Consider the following 17136-nt stretch of genomic DNA (forward strand, 5'->3'; position numbering starts at 1 on the left):
ATAAAGCGGTTGCAAAAATATGGATATTATTTTGTTTTCCTAAGATGGATATTGCCCTCAACGGTCTTTAACACAAATTGGTCATTCCCAAAGGGAATGGTTTCCTGCTCCACCTGCCCATAAGAACTTTCGGCCAATATGTCCCCACTGGGGGCAGTAAGCCAGATATCGCCTTTCTGGGTAACCACTTCCACGGTTTCGGTCACATTTTCCAAGGTGCACCTACCATCCGATAGGGTAACATTGAGATTTTCATAGTTACCCGAAACCCTCACATCGCAATTGGTACCGTAAACGGCAACACTTTTATATTCGGGCACACTGATCTCCAATGCTATGGAAACCACTTTATGGGCGCTCAACTTATCATTAGGGTTGATGAACAGGGGCTGAAACCCGGCACTGATCAGTGCCGTTGTACCTGTTTCCTCAATGGCAATCAATAAATCCTTGGCATATTCCCCCTCTATACTGGCAGATACCTTGACCTCATCGGTCTTGGCTGTTTTTAGATCGATATGGTAGCAATACTCTGAATCTATCTGTATGAAGTCGATCTTAGGGTCTATAAAAGCCTTCTTCACCAGTTTCTGTCCATTCATGGACAACATGGCAAACAAGAACAATATGGCAACGGATCGTTTCATAAACAAAAAACGCCCTAAGGCGTTTTTATTATTTCTGCATGTTCTTCGCCTCAATGCTCAACGTGGCATGTGGAACCAATTTCAATCGCTCCTTATTGATGAGCTTACCGGTAACACGGCAAATGCCATACGTTTTGTTTTCGATCCGCATCAATGCATTTTTAAGGTCCCTGATGAATTTCTCCTGACGGATGGCCAATTGGGTATTGGCTTCCTTGCTCATGGTCTCGGAACCTTCCTCAAAAGCCTTGAACGTCGGGGAGGTATCGTCCGTTCCATTATTACCATCGTTCATGTAGGAGCTCTTCAAAAGTTCCAAATGACTTTTTGCCTTCTCCATTTTTTCCTCGATCAAGGTCCTGAATTCCTCCAACTCTTTGTCTGAGTATCTTACTTTTAGTTCTTCTGCCATGGTCTAATGCTTTTGAATAAACAATTTTGTATTCACTTCATCAAAGGCGACTGCTACACCTTCTTCCAATTTTTCCTCGAAATTGAGCTCTGCGGTCAAAGTTTCGGTCTTAATGTATTCCTCATTGCTCGAAATGGCACTTTCCACAAAGCCGTCCTTCAATATTTTGATGTCAATCTTATCGGTCACCTCGAATCCTGATTCCTTCCGTAGGTTTTGGATCCTGTTCACCAATTCCCTTGCAATCCCCTCTTTTCTAAGGGTTTCATCAATGGTTACATCCAACGCCACCGTAAGCGGGCCAGAGCTCGCTACCAACCACCCTTCAATGTCCTGGGAACTGATTTCTACATCGGTTAACTGTAAATTAACGCTTTTATTTTCCAATTGGAGTGTTAATTCTCCGTTACGTTCCATTTTTTGGATATCATCCTGGCCCATTTGCGACACTTGGGCAGCAATGGCTTTCATATCCTTACCAAATTTCGGGCCCAAGACCTTAAAATTGGGTTTTATCTGTTTTACCAAGATTCCCGATGCATCGTCCAACAATTGGATTTCCTTCACATTCACCTCGGATTTGATCAAATTGGACACCGCTTCGATATCCGATTTTTGTTCCGCATCCAATACAGGGATCATGATCTTTTGCAACGGTTGGCGTACCTTGATTTTTTCCTTCTGACGGATGGAAAGCACCAAAGATGATATTTTTTGGGCCAACTGCATCTTACGTTCCAATTTTTTATTCACCATGGCTGGTTCATAAACGGGAAACACTGCCAGGTGGACACTTTCAAAACCTTCCTTGCCGGTCACCGCATCCAGATCCTTATACAGTCGATCCATAAAGAAAGGGGCCACTGGTGCCGAAAGTTTGGCGACCGTAACCAAACAGGTGTACAACGTTTGATAGGCTGAGATCTTATCCAATTGATAATCTCCCTTCCAGAAACGCCTTCTGCTTAAACGTACATACCAATTGCTCAGGTTCTCCTGAACAAAATCAGAGATCATGCGCGAAGCCTTTGTTGCTTCGTAATCCGCATAGGCCTCGTCCACATTCTTGATCAAGGTGTGAAGTTCGGACAAAATCCATTGGTCTATTTCGGGTCTGTCCTTCAAAGCAATATCGGCTTCAGCATAGCTGAATTCATCAATATTGGCATACAGGGCCATAAAGGAATACGTGTTGTAAAGGGTTCCGAAGAACTTTCGCTTTACCTCAACCACTCCATCAATATCAAATTTAAGGTTGTCCCAAGGGTTGGCATTGGAGATCATGTACCAACGGGTGGCATCCGGGCCATGTTCTGGCAAAACCACAAACGGATCTACGGCATTGCCCAATCTTTTGGACATTTTCTTCCCTTCCTTGTCAAGAACCAAACCGTTGGAGACCACATTTCGGTAGGCAATGCTATCGAACACCATAGTAGCAATGGCGTGCAGGGTATAGAACCATCCGCGGGTCTGGTCCACTCCTTCGGCAATAAAATTGGCCGGGAAAGCAATACCATCGTCGATCAATTCTTTGTTCTCAAAAGGGTAGTGCCATTGTGCATAGGGCATAGAGCCACTGTCGAACCAAACATCGATGAGGTCCGATTCCCTTTTCATGGGCTGACCACTTGGCGAAACCAAGGTGATGCCATCCACAATGTTTTTGTGTAGGTCGATCTTGTCGTAATTGTCCTCACTCATATCGCCCACCACAAAATCTGCGAACACATCCTTGTCCAAAACTCCAGCTTCAACAGCCTTGGCCATTTCAGCCTTCAATTCTTCCACGGAGCCAATGATCATTTCTTCCTTGCCATCCTCCGTTCTCCAGATAGGCAATGGAATACCCCAATATCTGGAGCGGGAAAGGTTCCAGTCGTTGGCATTGGCCAACCAGTTTCCAAAACGACCCTCACCCGTTGCCTTTGGCTTCCAATTGATGGTCTGGTTGAGTTCGAACATCCTATCCTTTACATCGGTTACTTTGATGAACCATGAGTTAAGAGGATAGTACAAAATGGGTTTATCGGTTCGCCAGCAGTTAGGATAACTGTGGACATATTTTTCCACCTTGAATGCCTTGTTCTCTTCCTTTAGTTTGATGGCAATCTCAACATCCACTGATTTTTCAGGGGCCTCACCATCTTCATAATATTCGTTCTTAACGTACTTGCCGGCATACTCCCGTAACTCTGGACGGAACTTCCCTTGAAGATCCACCAACGGAACCGGATTGCCGTTCTCATCCAAAACCAACATCGGTGGCACTTCAGGCTCGGCCTGTTTGGCGGCCAAGGCATCGTCCGCACCAAAGGTGGGTGCCGTGTGTACAATACCAGTACCATCTTCAGTGGTCACGAAATCCCCGGCAATGACCCTAAAAGCATTTTCAGGATTTTGATACGGTTGCACGTAATCTATCAATTGTTCGTATCGGATTCCGACCAAATCCTTGCCCAAAAAGCTGTCTCCTACCCAATATGGGATTTTTTTATCCCCTTCTTTGAAGTCGGCAAGTTCTGCCTCTGTTTCAACAGCAGAAAACTTACCACTGAACTGTTTGCCCACCAAAGGTTTGGCCAACACAACGCTGATGGGCTCGAAGGTATATTGGTTATAGGTCTTTACCAGAACGTATTCGATTTTGGGCCCAACCGTCAATGCTGTGTTGGAGGGAAGGGTCCAAGGAGTGGTCGTCCACGCCAAGAAATAGATATCGCCTTCCACATGCTTCAAGAAATCAGGGAGTGAATCCTTTTTAGCCTTGAACTGTGCAGTTACCGTGGTATCCGTTACATCTTGGTAGGTGCCGGGTTGGTTAAGCTCGTGCGAGCTCAATCCAGTACCTGCTTTTGGCGAATACGGCTGGATCGTATATCCCTTGTATAAAAGTCCCTTGTCGTAAATCTGTTTCAGCAACCACCATACCGACTCCATGTACTTGGGTTTGTAGGTGATGTAGGGGTCGTCCATATCTACCCAATACCCAATTTTCTCTGTCATGTCGTTCCAGACATCGGTATAGCGCATGACCGCTTTTTTACAAGCGGCATTGTATTCTTCAACAGAAATTTTCTTGCCGATATCCTCCTTGGTGATGCCGAGTTCTTTCTCCACACCAATTTCGATAGGAAGTCCGTGGGTGTCCCAACCGGCCTTTCTTTTTACCTGAAAACCTTTCATGGTCTTGTACCTTGGGAAGATATCTTTTATGGTACGGGCCATGACGTGGTGGATCCCGGGCATACCATTTGCGGAGGGGGGGCCTTCATAAAACACATAACTTTCCTTGCCCTCCCTAGTGGAAACACTTTTTTCAAAAATCTGTTTGTCCTTCCAAAAGTCCAGAACTTCTTCCGATACTTTAGGCAAATCCAATCCTTTATATTCCGCAAACTTCATAACCTGCTACTTCTTCTCGAATTCAAGTTTGCAAAATTATAAATTTAGATGGAATTATGGGCTACGCAATTGCCTAAGAATCCACATAACAGCCTTAACCTAAATATGATACCCTTTCCGGGGTGAAATAGGCCAAAATTCTGTACCTTCATCCACCTAAACACTAAACCATTTTGTAATGAAAAGAGTAGTAATCGGGGTTTTGGTCCTTGCCATGTCCCTTTCGGTATTGGCCTCTTGCAAGGAAGCCTCGGATAAAGCTAAAGAAGCCTCCGAAGAAGCCAATGAAGCCCTGGAAAAAACGGGCAAAGACCTAAAGGAAGCCGCCAATGATGCAGCCGACGCGCTGAAAGAAGCTGGCGAGGATGCGAAGGAACTAGGGGAACAAGCCATTGACAGTCTTAAAAAGGCAGGCAAAGAGGTAAAGGAAGAAGCCAAAAAGGCGATAGATAGCATCAAAATCTAAACCCTAAAACAGGATAAAAAATAAAGGCTCGGAAAATTCCGAGCCTTTATTTTTTAGAATACGTATCCTACTCCCAAAATTAAGTTGGTGCCCGGGGCCACAATACCCGAGGAATACATCCGGTACCGCTGGTTGGTAATGTTTTCCAAGCCCACACTTGCCTTTAGGGCATTCGTGATCTGGTATTGCGACCTAAAGTTCAAGGTATACCACGATGGGGAATACGGATTGCCATTGGCATCACTGGCATAAATATAATCTTTGCTCTGTTCGGAAAGTGCCAAATCTTTATTGCTTACTTCACCATTGAAATTCAGGAAGACATCCGCTTTCAGTTTTTGATTCTGCCAAACCACATGGGCATCACCAAAAAGTGGGGGGGCATGTCTGGCCGGACTATCGGTTCCGTCATCGTCTTCTTCAGTTCCTTCGGTAATGGTGAGATTGGAAGTTAATGACAAGTTCTCGGTAAAGTAGGCATCCAGTCCAAATTCAAAACCATACACATAGGCCCTGGCTGCATTTTGGATGGCCTGGACATTGCTCAGCTCTCCATTGTATTCAATTTCTGTTTCACCGTTAAAGGAAAAATCCCTTCGTACCAAGGCATCCACCAAATAGGTGTAATAAGCCGCTCCCTTAAGTACCAAAACATCATTGAAATTTTTCCTCAAACCCAACTCGCCATTGTAGGCGTATTCAGGTTCAAGATCTGGATTAGGGACTACTACTGAGCCGGGTTCGGAATCGAATATTTTGCCAATATCATCAATATTGGGAGCCCTAAAGCCAGTGGAGCCATTCAACGTCACCTGAAAATCGGACCACGGAAACCAACTGAATCCCAAACTTCCTGTTAACGCTCCGGTCACAATATCTGCTTCATCAAAGGGAAAGGGGTAAAAGGTCTTTTCAAACTCCGCATCTACCCAAACCTGACTATATCGGATTCCTGACAACAAGCTAAAATTGGGTTTTATCTGATATTCGCTGTTTACATACCCCGCCAAGGTCTGCCATGTGGCCCCATCAGGATAACGGGAGGCGGTGCGCTCCACTTCATCGGTCTCAATATCTTTTACGCTTCCTGATGAATGTACTTTGTTGAACACATATTCGGCTCCGTAGTACAAACGGAAGTTGCCCATTTTCTTGTTTTCAAAATCGAGGTTGACGGAAACCGCATCAACCTTTTCTTTGGTAGAATACAATTCCACATCCTGAAATCCCCTGTCGTGTCTGCTTTCTTCAAAAAATTGGTAGGCCGTGGTAAGTTTTACCCCATCATAGAACTTGTTCTTGCCTTTTTGTGTGATCTGAAAATTACCCATGAACCATTTCTGTGGACCATAGTACCATTCGGCGGAACGAAGTCCAAGACCATCACGGGATGGACGGATCAACCTATCATACCTAGAGTAATCCGAGGTTTCGGAATAGTAGAGACCTAAATCGTATTTCCAGATACTGTTGGGTTTATACGCAAATTTTTGAAGGAAATTGAGTTGGTCATATCCCGTGGTAACCTGTTTTCTTGGGTCATCATTGCTGACAAGCACATCGGTCCCATTCTCGGTGATGACATAATTGTTTCTCAAATACGAATCCGGACCGTGTTCCCCCATTTTCAGATCATCAAAATTGTTGTAGGTGAAGCTGGTATAAGAAGCCCATTTCTTTTGCCCAAAATTAAAATCGACATGGGCCGTGTTCTCATTGTTTGCTGTGGAAAACCTGTAATCGGCATTCCCATTGAAGGTGAGACTATCGGTGTAAGAAAAATGGGGTTGTTTCGTATAAAAACTCATCACCCCACCAATAGCATCACTACCATAGATAACAGAACCAGGGCCGAAGGTAATTTCGGTCTTTTTGACGGTGAAAGGATCAATGGAAATCACGTTTTGAAGGTTCCCTCCCCTAAAAATGGCATTGTTCATCCGAACACCATCCACCGAAAGGAGCAAACGATTGGTAGAAAATCCCCGAATCATGGGACTTCCTCCTCCTAATTGACTTTTTTGCACGAACACTTTTCCGCTGTTCTGCAAAAGATCGGCAGAGGTCTGTGGTGCAGTAAAAGCGATGCTGCGGTCATCTAGGGTTTCGACTTTTTGAGGAATCTGCTTTTTTTGCTGCTCCCATTTGGAAACGGACATGATTACCTCTTGTAGTTGTTCCGTTTTTTGGTGAAGATACACCCGGTTACCCCGTTTACCCAACTGGGACTTTGTGGTGATAAACGTTTCATAACTGATGTGCCTGAAAGTGATTTTTTCATCATCCGAAAAAACGTCCAGATTAATTTTCCCATTGGCATCTGAAACCGTGGTCTTGGACTGGTCCTTGTTGAAAACCGCAATATTGTCAATAGGAATTCCGGTATCTGCGTCCAAAACAGTCACTTCTTGGGCAAAAATGGCAACAGAAAAAAAGAAAAGGATTAAGGTTGAGGTTGGTTTTAGGTTGTACATTTTAATTAAACACTGCATTTAGTATGGCGAGGGACTTCGGTTCCCTGAATCCGTGCACATGCAATCGGTAGTACAGTATTACCATTTTTAAGAGTTCCCGCCTGTTAGACTTAGTTAGTTTTATCGCATTTAATGCATCAAAATTCATGCCTAAAAATTTCTTAAAATCTAACAATATTTCACTATGAATCAGCGGATTAAGTGATGGTGATGGGCAAAATTCCCCTTCCTGAAGATCAAAAAAAGACAAATCTCGGAGGGATGTGTCCGGATAAAACCCCAAATACTTGCTCAGGTTGAGCAAAAACAGGATATGGAAATCGGGTGGCAAGATATGCGCGTCCAACCATTGCAAGCTATATTCCAAATAATTGAACAGACTTTGGTCCTGCTCTTGTTCATGTATGCTGTTCCCCAGCATTTCGGCCAAAAAGAGTACCACACTGTTCTTCACGATATCGGTATGAAGGGTTTTGTAGGGAACGGCCACCTTTACCTCACGTATACTTTCCAAAGTGCCCTTATTCTTGTGGTAGGCTTCTATTTCCAATTGCATCAATGGAAGGAAGTAGGCGGATTTCAATTTTCCTTTTTTTGACGCCAAGACCCCTTTCAACAAGTAGGACTTTAACCCATCCGATTCAGTATAGGCACGGACGATCAAACTAGTGTCCCCATATTTTAGGGAAGATAGAACAATGGCCTTAGTTGTTACTTGCATGGGCTAAAAAAGAAGCAGTTACCGGAAGTGTAAAAATAAACACAACTTCCGGCAACTGCTAACCAAAACCATTCTAGACGGTCTAAACTATATGACCCCTTGGGCCAACATGGCGTCTGCAACCTTTACGAAACCTGCAATATTGGCTCCTTTTACATAGTTACAGTATCCATCTTCTTCTTGTCCATATTGGATACAGGCATCGTGGATCCCGGCCATGATTCCCTTTAAACGTTCATCAACTTCCTCACGGGTCCAGCTAATGCGAAGCGAGTTCTGGGACATTTCCAAACCTGAAGTAGCCACACCACCTGCGTTGGATGCCTTACCTGGTGCAAACAAAATTTTGGCATCATGGAATGCATGTACGGCTTCTGGCGTTGAAGGCATATTGGCTCCTTCGGCCACGGCAATACAACCATTTTTGATCAATGCAGCCGCATCGTCACCATTCAACTCGTTCTGGGTAGCACACGGAAGGGCAATATCACAGCTCACCTTCCATGGGGTTTCCCCTTTATGAAAAGAAGCGGAAGGATATTTATCCGCATATTCGGAGATACGTCCGCGTTTGTTGTTCTTCAAGTCCATAACGAAGGCCAACTTATCCGCATCGATACCATCTTTGTCATAAATATATCCACTGGAATCAGATAGCGTCAACACCTTACCTCCCATTTGAAGCACCTTTTCGGCTGCATACTGGGCCACGTTTCCTGATCCGGAAATGACCACTTTCTTGCCTTCGAAAGATTCCCCTTTGGTTTTGAGCATGCTATCAGCAAAGTAAACGGTTCCATAACCGGTAGCTTCTGGACGGATCAAAGATCCACCCCAAGAAAGACCTTTACCGGTCAATACCCCTGTAAACTCATTGCGGATTTTCTTGTACATCCCGAAAAGGAACCCAATTTCACGGGCACCTACCCCGATATCCCCTGCGGGAACGTCGGTATTCGGACCAATATGACGGCAAAGCTCGGTCATGAAGGCATGGCAAAAACGCATGATCTCATCATCCGATTTTCCTTTTGGATCAAAATCGGAACCCCCTTTACCTCCACCCATTGGCAGGGTAGTCAAACTATTTTTGAAGACTTGTTCAAACGCCAAGAACTTCAATACGCTGGCATTTACGGTTGGGTGAAAACGAAGCCCCCCTTTGTATGGGCCGATAGCGGAGTTCATTTGGATACGGTACCCACGGTTTACGTGGATCTCGCCTGCATCATCAACCCACGCCACTCGGAACGAAATCAATCGCTCGGGCTCCACCATACGCAAAAGGATATTCTTCCCATGATAAATGTCGTGCTGAACAATGTAAGGGATCACAGTTTCCGCTACTTCCTGCACGGCTTGAATGAATTCTGGTTCGTGACCGTTTCTGGCCTTCACCTCATCCATAAATACTTTGATTTTTTCTTCCATATTCGGATTAAAATTAGTTGTCCCCTCGCGCTGGCTACGGGGTGATTTTTAGTGAATTATGAATTTGACGGCAAAATTATATTATTTCCATAATTTGAATATTTATTTTTTATAAATTTTTCAAAAAGTTTAGGTGAGTGCCTGTTCCAGATCGTCCATCAAATCCTCTACATCCTCAATACCCACACTCAACCGGATCAAGGCATCCACCACACCACTTTTTTCACGTTCGGATTTGGGAATGCTCGCATGGGTCATGCTGGCAGGATGGCCGGCCAAACTTTCCACACCCCCTAACGATTCCGCTAGGGTAAATATTTTCAGTTTCTCCACAATTTTTATGGCATCGTCATAGCTTCCACCTTTGGGCACAAAGGAAATCATCCCACCAAATCCACTCATTTGATTCTTGGCTACTTCATGATTGGGATGGCTCTTAAAACCTGGCCAATACACTTTTTCTATTTTTGGATGGTTTTTGAGAAAGTGGGCAACGGCCTCCCCGTTTTCGCAATGCCGCTGCATCCGAACATGGAGCGTTTTGATACCCCGAAGCGTTAAAAAACTATCCATGGGTCCACAAACGGCACCGCTGGCATTCTGGATAAAATACAATCGGTCAGCCAAATCCTTGTCACTCACCACCAAAGCTCCCACGACCACATCACTGTGGCCGCCGAGATATTTGGTGGCCGAGTGCATCACTATATCGGCGCCTAGATCCAACGGCCGTTGTAGATACGGCGTTGCGAAGGTGTTGTCCACCGCCAGCAACAAACCGTGCTTTTTGGTGATTTCGGAAACGGCTTTTATGTCGATAATATTCATCATGGGGTTGGTGGGCGTTTCTACCCAAACCAACTTGGTCTTATCATTGATCTGCACCGCAATGTTGTCCACATGGCCCATCTCCACAAACCGAAAAGTGATGCCAAATTTTTCATAGACCCGCTTAAAAAGTCGGTAACTACCCCCATATAAGTCACTGGTTGAAATGACCTCATCACCGGGTTCCAACAATTTCATAACGGCATCTATGGCGGCTAATCCACTGGCGAAGGCCATGCCGCATTCCCCATTTTCAATACTGGCCAAGGCATTTTCCAAAGCCGTCCGGGTGGGATTGGCACTTCTGGAATATTCGTATCCCAAATGTCCGCCTGGGGTGGATTGGGCATAGGTGGAGGTTTGGTATATCGGGGGCATCACGGCACCGTAGGCCTTGTCTGGCTGTTGCCCACCGTGTATGGTCTTACTGTTGAATTTTAACTCTTTTTTGCTCATACGGGTCAATTCTAGCTACAAATGTATCGTTATCTTTCGGCGTATTCAACGATGTGTTATTTTTGATGACCCTAAAATTCCATAACATGAAAAAATGCCTTGGTGTATTCTTGATACTTGCTTTTGTTGTAGGTTGTGAAACTGAAAGTAAACTTACCTTCGATACCCTTCAACTGGGAGGGGAAAACTGCACCGATTGTCCTACAATAGAAATCCACATCCCCAATGCATTGGATGAATCATCCGTGGCCACCGCCATCAACAGGTCTTTAAGGGAGGAAATCATTTCGTTATTATCTTTTAGCGAGGACCAAACCATTGACAGTGTGGATAAGGCCATTGCATCTTTTACCGACAGTTACAAAGAGCTCAAGGAAAAATTTCCGGAGGAAGTGGCCTGGGAAGCCCAAATCAATGGGGAAGTGGTTTATGAGGATACCAACATTGTGACCATCAAATTGAATTCCTATTCCTTCACTGGCGGTGCCCACGGCTATGCCTCAACCTCTTTTTTGAATTTTGACAAAGTAGAAGGAACAGAGTTGGAAAACTACGATCTGTTTGAAGATTATGAAGGGTTTGCCCAATTTGCTGAAGCCCAATTCCGGGACCAAGAAAAAATTCCACAGGACAAGAATATTAATGCCACGGGGTTTATGTTCGAAGGCGATGCGTTCCATTTGGCGCAAAATTTAGGCTATACCCCAAACGGAATCCAAATGGTGTACAACCAGTACGAGGTGGCATCTTATGCCGATGGACCTATTGTATTGACCCTTGCTTTTGATGACATCAACAAGTACTTGAAATTCAAGACCGTAAAATCCTAACGGTCCCTTTCCAGAGCATGTTTTAAGGCCATTATGGCACCAAGGTGCAATCCTTCGTGGAAGACGTTGAACGCAATGGCATCCTCTGGACCGCTCAACTCAATTTTTACCGAGGTCATGTATTCCTGAAAGTTTTTGAACCTTCCGTGTTCGTAATCCAGTTGAATGTGTTTGACCGTGCTGAACAAGTAGGCGTCTATTTTCTCCATTTCCGTTTTGGAAGGCTCGCCATCCGGGAATGTTCCCTTTCGGTATTTGTTGATCAATTCCTCCTCTATGGTAAAGTCACGACCGCTCAACCCATACAATAATAACTGAGGGGTCACCACCACATGGGCGACGTTCCACCAAATATTGTTGTTGAACCCTTCAGGAATCCTGAATAAATCCTCCTTTGGGGTATTCTGCAAATAGCCATGTAGTATTTTCCTGTTCTTTAGTAGAATGTCAAATAACTTTTCCATATCATCAATCAAAAGATTAAGTCACCATTACATATCTATATTTTTAGATATGTAAATATTTAATTATATTTGCCTTATGGATATCATTGAAATCAATAAGGTTCTGTCCAATAAAACTAGGGTTAATATTTTGAAATGGTTGAAAAACCCTGAATTAAATTTTCCGCCCCATCAGGACATTGACCATTTTAACGATGGCGTTTGTGTGGGATACATCCAAGATAAGACCGGGTTGTCCCAATCCACCATTTCAACCTATTTGAACTCCATGCAGAATGCTGATCTGGTCATCCCGACCCGACATGGCAAATGGACCTATTACAAAAGAAATGAGGATGTGATCCAAGCATACATCGAAGCCATACAAAACGAATTGTAATTTTTTAAATAGATCTCCTTTGGAGAAACTGCCCAATGCATGGGCCAACCTTTAAAAAAATAAATCATGAAAACAATCGGAATGATCGGGGGAATGAGTTGGGAATCTTCCAAAATATATTACCAACACCTCAATGAAATGACACGGGAACAATTAGGGGGTTCTCATTCTTCAAAATGTATGCTCTCCTCTGTGGACTTTGATGAAATTGAGCGTTATTCCTTTTCCGGGGATTGGGAAAAGATCGGGCAGCTTATGGCCAGAGAAGCCAAAAAGTTGGAAACCGCAGGATCAGACTTGGTCTTGCTCTGTACCAACACCATCCATCTGGTGAGCAATTATATCACCGAGGCCATAAACATTCCTTTTTTACATATCGCCAACGCTACTGGCGAAGCCATTCAAGAAAAAGGCATGAAAAGGGTGGCTCTATTGGGGACCAAGTTTACCATGGAGGAGGATTTTTATACCAAGATTTTGGAAGAGGACTTTGGTTTGGAAGTGTTGATACCAAATGCCGAGGACAGGGAATCCCTTCAATCCATCATCTATAATGAATTGGTAAAAGGGGTTTTTAAAGACACATCCAAACAAGTTTGCTTGGACATCATCAAAAAAATGAAGGCCGAAGGAGCGGAAGGTGCCATCTTGGGCTGCACCGAACTTCCTTTGCTCATTCCCTCCAATGAAGCCGCACTCCCAACATTTGACACGACCAAGATCCACGCCCGAAAAGCCATTGAATTAGCACTATCTTAATATGATTTGGCGTAATTTTGACTTCTTTTGGCAATTCATCACTATTAGATCATGAAAAAAATATACCACTTGGGCAGCTGTTCCACCTGTCAACGTATTCTTAAAGAATTGGAACCTTTGGACGGGGTTCAACTTCAAGAAATAAAATCGGAACCCATGACAGCCGCGCAAGTTGATGAAATGAAGGCACTTTCCGGAAGCTTCGAATCATTGTTCAGCAAAAGGGCCATGTTGTTCCGGCAAAAAGGCCTCCATGAAAAAGAACTTTCCGAAAAAGACTATAGGGAATTGATTTTGGAGCATTACACCTTTTTGAAAAGGCCCGTAATCCTTGTGGATGGGCAGATTTTTGTGGGCAATTCCAAGAAAACGGTCCAAGCGGCCAAGGAAGCCCTACATCCATGAGTAAAAGAACCTTGGCCATACTGGCTGCCATTGGGGCCACTACCATCTATGGCATCAACCATACCGTAGCCAAGGGGGTCATGCCCACCTATGTAAAACCCTTTGGGTTTATATTGCTGAGGGTCACCGGAGCCGCCATCCTTTTTTGGCTCATCTCCATTTTTGGTCCCAAGGAAAAAATAGAGAAAAGGGACTGGGGGCGAATTTTGGCATGTGCCATCTTGGGTATGGTCGTGAACATGCTCTCCTTTTTTAAGGGCCTGCAACTATCTACCCCGATCAACAGTGCGGTCTTGGTCACCATTACTCCTATCATTGTAGTGATTTTATCCTCTTTGTTTTTGAGCGAACGGATTACCCTCAACAAAGGGCTTGGCGTGTTCCTGGGTTTCGTTGGGGCTATTGGACTTATTCTTTTTGGGGCCGAGATTCGCCATGATGCCCCTAACATTCCATTGGGCAACTTTTTGTTCGTAGTAAATGCTACCGCTTACGGCGCGTACCTCATCGTGGTAAAAAAACTGATTGAAAAGTACCACCCGTTTACTTTGATGAAGTGGCTGTTCACCATTGCCATTATCATTAATCTACCCATTACCCTCCCCGATGCGCTGGAAATGGACTGGGGTGCCATGCCGCTTTGGGCCTATGGTTCCATTGCGTTCGTTGTCATCGGGACCACGTTCCTGACGTACTTGTTCAACGTATTTGCATTGACCCAACTCAAGGCCTCGACCGTAGGGGCGTTTGTATACATGCAACCTTTGGTCGGCATCGTTTTTGCCCTTTTTTCAGGCAAAGACCATCTTACCCTTATCAAAATAGTGGCTACGACCTTTGTATTGGTCGGGGTATACCTCGCCAGCAAAAAGCCTAAACCCAACGTAGGGTAGCTATAAAAAAGGTCTTTTGGATTTGTTACAGGTCTTTGGGAACCTGAACGAACTTTCGGGTGTCCTCCTTGGTCAAAACCTTAAAATCCTTTGATTGTTCCATGGCCTGGAACGCTTCCAAAAATTCTACGGGAAGACCTATCAACTTTCGCTCCTTCAAATCGATCCAAGCACCCATCATCTCACAACGGGCAAAATTTTTGCCTTTGAAATCGTAAAAGTTGTGCCGGAACTCAAAGAACATCCCATCCTCGCTCATCCCCACAAATTCCAAGGAAACTTTTACCGGTCTACCAGGGAAGGCCTCCTTAAAATAATAGACGTGTTCATAGAAAACCACGGGGCCTATATTGTGGATGGCCATACTCACTTGGTTGAAGCCCAACTGGCCCAAATACGCCATCCGGGTATGGCTCATAAAATTGATGTAGGCCGAATTGGCCATGTGGCGATTGGCATCCAAATCGCTCCAACGAATCTCGAACTCTTTAAAAAACATAGCAGGTTATTTTGTTATGCATGCATAATAATTGTAAAAATACCATAGTTTTGAATACTGTTTCCATCGAGTAGCAGAATAGTTCCTATTTTTAAACATAGTTTAACATCACGCCATGAGCCAAAAAGCCGAATTCATCCAAAACCTTTCCTTACCCGTTGTAGCCGCCCCCATGTTTTTGATCTCTGGGCCCAAATTGGTCATCGAATGCTGCAAGAACGGTATCGTCGGCACCTTTCCGGCATTGAACCAACGCACCAGTGAAGGTTTTGAGGAATGGCTCATCGAAATCAAATCCGAGCTCAAAAAATTTGAGGAGGAAACCGGCAAAAAAGCAGCTCCCTTTGGGGTGAACTTGGTGGTGCATCCCACCAATCCACGTTTGGAGGCCGATGTAAGACTCTGTATGAAGCATAAAGTCCCCTTGGTCATTACCTCCTTGGGTGCCGTAAGCATGGTGGTCGATGCCATTCACAGTTATGGCGGTTTGGTTTTCCATGATATCATCAAAAAAAGACATGCCGAAAAAGCGGCCGAAGCTGGAGTGGATGGTTTGATCCTCGTATCGGCAGGTGCCGGTGGGCACGGCGGGACCATCAATCCCATGAGCTTGATCACCGAAGTGAAAAAATTCTTCCATAAGACCATTTTGCTTTCGGGGTGCATCAGCACGGGACGGGACATTGCCTCTGCCATGCAAATGGGGGCCGACCTAGCCTATATGGGGACCCGTTTTATTAATACCGAAGAAAGTCAGGCTACGGAAGAATATCGAAAAATGATCATGGATGCCGGGGCCAGTGACATTGTCTATACGGCTGCCATTTCTGGGGTACATGCCAATTTTTTGGCTGCCAGCCTTAAAGCTGCGGGCATTACCGAAGAGGATTTGAAAAAAGATACCAAAATCGACTTTGGCAAGGAGCTCAACACCGAGGCCAAAGCTTGGAAAACCATTTGGTCTGCTGGACAGGGGGCTACAGCCATAGATGATGTGCTTCCTGTTTCCAAACTCGTAGAAAAATTGAAGGGCGAGTTTAAATCGGCCATAGAAGAACAGGCCAAACTCCTTGAAACCTACGCCAAAGATTAAACAGCCCCATGCCACAAATCGCCTCCAATTATAAACCACCCTTATTTTTCCGAAATGGTCATTTGGCCACCATTTATTCGGGAATCATCCGATCCGTGAACGGAGTGGTGCAAAAAAGGGAGCGATTGATCCTTTCCGATGGGGATTTTTTGGATCTGGACTGGAGCGAAGCCACGCAATCGACCCAAAAACTGGTCATCCTGCTACACGGATTGGAAGGTGACGGACAACGGCCCTACATTACCGGGAGCGCCAAAATCCTGAATGAGAATGGTTACGATGCCTGTGCCGTGAATTACAGGGGCTGTAGTGGGGAAACAAACCGTTTGTATCGCTCCTATCACAGTGGGGCCACGGAAGATCTGATAGAAGTCATCGACCACATTCTCAACACCAGAAACTACAGTGAGATTTATTTAAAAGGCTTCAGTTTGGGCGGTAACCTTTTGTTGAAATATTTGGGTGAAGGCAACCAGATTCCAAAGGAAATGAAGGGTGCCGTAGCGGTTTCCGTGCCCTGTAGCCTGCACAATTCCTGTACGCAATTGCTCAGTCCCAAAAATGTATTGTATGCCCAAAGGTTCAAAAAAAATCTGTTGGACAAGCTTAGGCAAAAGCAACAATTGTTCCCGGAGCGCATTACCAATGCCGACATCAAAAAGATTAAGACCCTAAAGGATTTTGATGATATCTACACCAGTCGGGCCCATCATTTTAAGGATGCCCTGGATTATTATGAGCAATGTAGTTCGCTCCAATTTTTACCTAACATCGCTGTTCCAAGCTTGATCATCAACGCCAAGGATGATTCTTTCCTGGGCCCGGAATGTTATCCTTTTGAAGAAGTAGACCGAAATCACAACCTATACCTGGAAACGCCAAATTATGGGGGGCACGTCGGTTTTTGGGGTAAAAAGAACATCACCTATACCGAGAAACGAGCCTTGGATTTTTTCGAGTCCCTTTGAAATGCC

At 44.7% G+C, this 17136-nt stretch carries 17 protein-coding genes; 8 read left to right on the top strand and 9 right to left on the bottom strand.

Going from position 1 to position 17136, the window contains the following annotated elements:
* Positions 1 to 26: 26 nt before the first annotated feature.
* From D2U88_RS10580 to ileS, 3 genes are read right to left on the bottom strand one after another with little or no spacing between them, the layout of a single operon-like run.
* Entirely contained in the window at positions 27 to 647 is a 621-nt protein-coding gene (locus tag D2U88_RS10580; protein ID WP_119640542.1) for a DUF4097 family beta strand repeat-containing protein, read from the bottom strand.
* Positions 648 to 675: 28 nt separating this feature from the next.
* A complete protein-coding gene (locus tag D2U88_RS10585) occupies positions 676 to 1059 on the bottom strand; it encodes a TraR/DksA family transcriptional regulator (protein ID WP_119640543.1) in 384 nt (127 codons plus the stop codon).
* A 3-nt stretch (positions 1060 to 1062) separates the two neighbouring features.
* Positions 1063 to 4464 carry an isoleucine--tRNA ligase gene (gene ileS / locus D2U88_RS10590; protein ID WP_119640544.1) on the bottom strand — a complete coding sequence of 1134 codons (3402 nt, stop codon included), beginning with the start codon at positions 4462 to 4464 and terminating at the stop codon, positions 1063 to 1065.
* A 178-nt stretch (positions 4465 to 4642) separates the two neighbouring features.
* Here ileS and D2U88_RS10595 point away from each other — a divergent pair, with 178 nt between their 5' ends.
* Positions 4643 to 4930, top strand: a complete 288-nt coding sequence (locus D2U88_RS10595; protein ID WP_119640545.1) for an ATP synthase subunit B family protein — start codon at positions 4643 to 4645, stop codon at positions 4928 to 4930.
* 53 nt (positions 4931 to 4983) lie between these two features.
* Here the strand turns inward: D2U88_RS10595 and D2U88_RS10600 are convergent, their stop codons facing one another.
* From D2U88_RS10600 to D2U88_RS10615, 4 genes are all read right to left on the bottom strand, one after another.
* Positions 4984 to 7404 carry a TonB-dependent receptor gene (locus tag D2U88_RS10600; RefSeq protein WP_119640546.1) on the bottom strand — a complete coding sequence of 807 codons (2421 nt, stop codon included), beginning with the start codon at positions 7402 to 7404 and terminating at the stop codon, positions 4984 to 4986.
* A gap of 1 nt (position 7405) precedes the next feature.
* Positions 7406 to 8125 (bottom strand): DNA repair protein RecO, encoded by a 720-nt coding sequence (gene recO, locus D2U88_RS10605; protein ID WP_119640547.1) that lies wholly within the window; start codon positions 8123 to 8125, stop codon positions 7406 to 7408.
* Positions 8126 to 8212: 87 nt separating this feature from the next.
* The gene (gene gdhA, locus D2U88_RS10610) at positions 8213 to 9556 is read right to left on the bottom strand and encodes an NADP-specific glutamate dehydrogenase (RefSeq protein ID WP_119640548.1); all 1344 of its coding nucleotides are present in this window, start codon (positions 9554 to 9556) and stop codon (positions 8213 to 8215) included.
* A gap of 129 nt (positions 9557 to 9685) precedes the next feature.
* On the bottom strand, positions 9686 to 10840 hold the full coding sequence (locus tag D2U88_RS10615; RefSeq protein ID WP_119640549.1) for a cystathionine gamma-synthase: 1155 nt from the start codon (positions 10838 to 10840) through the stop codon (positions 9686 to 9688).
* Positions 10841 to 10926: 86 nt separating this feature from the next.
* Between D2U88_RS10615 and D2U88_RS10620 the strand changes: the two genes are divergently transcribed.
* Positions 10927 to 11670, top strand: coding sequence for a DUF3298 and DUF4163 domain-containing protein (locus D2U88_RS10620; protein WP_119640550.1), 744 nt, complete (start codon positions 10927 to 10929; stop codon positions 11668 to 11670).
* Here the strand turns inward: D2U88_RS10620 and D2U88_RS10625 are convergent.
* Entirely contained in the window at positions 11667 to 12134 is a 468-nt protein-coding gene (locus tag D2U88_RS10625) for a DinB family protein (protein ID WP_119640551.1), read from the bottom strand. The genes D2U88_RS10620 and D2U88_RS10625 overlap by 4 nt on opposite strands.
* Positions 12135 to 12210: 76 nt before the next feature.
* Between D2U88_RS10625 and D2U88_RS10630 the strand changes: the two genes are divergently transcribed.
* The 4 genes from D2U88_RS10630 to D2U88_RS10645 all read left to right on the top strand — a co-directional run bounded on the left by D2U88_RS10630 (position 12211) and on the right by D2U88_RS10645 (position 14570).
* Entirely contained in the window at positions 12211 to 12513 is a 303-nt protein-coding gene (locus D2U88_RS10630) for an ArsR/SmtB family transcription factor (protein WP_119640552.1), read from the top strand.
* Positions 12514 to 12579: 66 nt separating this feature from the next.
* Positions 12580 to 13272: an aspartate/glutamate racemase family protein gene (locus D2U88_RS10635; protein WP_119640553.1), complete on the top strand. Its 693-nt coding sequence runs from the start codon at positions 12580 to 12582 to the stop codon at positions 13270 to 13272.
* Between the two features lie 51 nt (positions 13273 to 13323).
* The gene (locus D2U88_RS10640; RefSeq protein ID WP_119640554.1) at positions 13324 to 13677 is read left to right on the top strand and encodes an arsenate reductase family protein; all 354 of its coding nucleotides are present in this window, start codon (positions 13324 to 13326) and stop codon (positions 13675 to 13677) included.
* Positions 13674 to 14570 carry a DMT family transporter gene (locus D2U88_RS10645; RefSeq protein ID WP_119640555.1) on the top strand — a complete coding sequence of 299 codons (897 nt, stop codon included), beginning with the start codon at positions 13674 to 13676 and terminating at the stop codon, positions 14568 to 14570. Before D2U88_RS10640 ends, D2U88_RS10645 begins: the two co-directional genes overlap by 4 nt.
* Positions 14571 to 14595: 25 nt before the next feature.
* Here D2U88_RS10645 and D2U88_RS10650 read toward each other — a convergent pair whose 3' ends face one another.
* A complete protein-coding gene (locus tag D2U88_RS10650) occupies positions 14596 to 15069 on the bottom strand; it encodes an acyl-CoA thioesterase (protein WP_119640556.1) in 474 nt (157 codons plus the stop codon).
* A 115-nt stretch (positions 15070 to 15184) separates the two neighbouring features.
* On the opposite strand from D2U88_RS10650, the gene D2U88_RS10655 reads away from it, so the two are divergent.
* Both D2U88_RS10655 and D2U88_RS10660 read left to right on the top strand, forming a co-directional pair.
* On the top strand, positions 15185 to 16162 hold the full coding sequence (locus D2U88_RS10655; RefSeq protein WP_119640557.1) for an NAD(P)H-dependent flavin oxidoreductase: 978 nt from the start codon (positions 15185 to 15187) through the stop codon (positions 16160 to 16162).
* Positions 16163 to 16170: 8 nt separating this feature from the next.
* A complete protein-coding gene (locus D2U88_RS10660; protein WP_119640558.1) occupies positions 16171 to 17130 on the top strand; it encodes a YheT family hydrolase in 960 nt (319 codons plus the stop codon).
* Positions 17131 to 17136: the final 6 nt, after the last annotated feature.

It is taken from the genome of Flagellimonas aequoris (genome assembly GCF_003584165.1).
Taxonomy (GTDB): Bacteria; Bacteroidota; Bacteroidia; order Flavobacteriales; family Flavobacteriaceae; genus Flagellimonas; species Flagellimonas aequoris.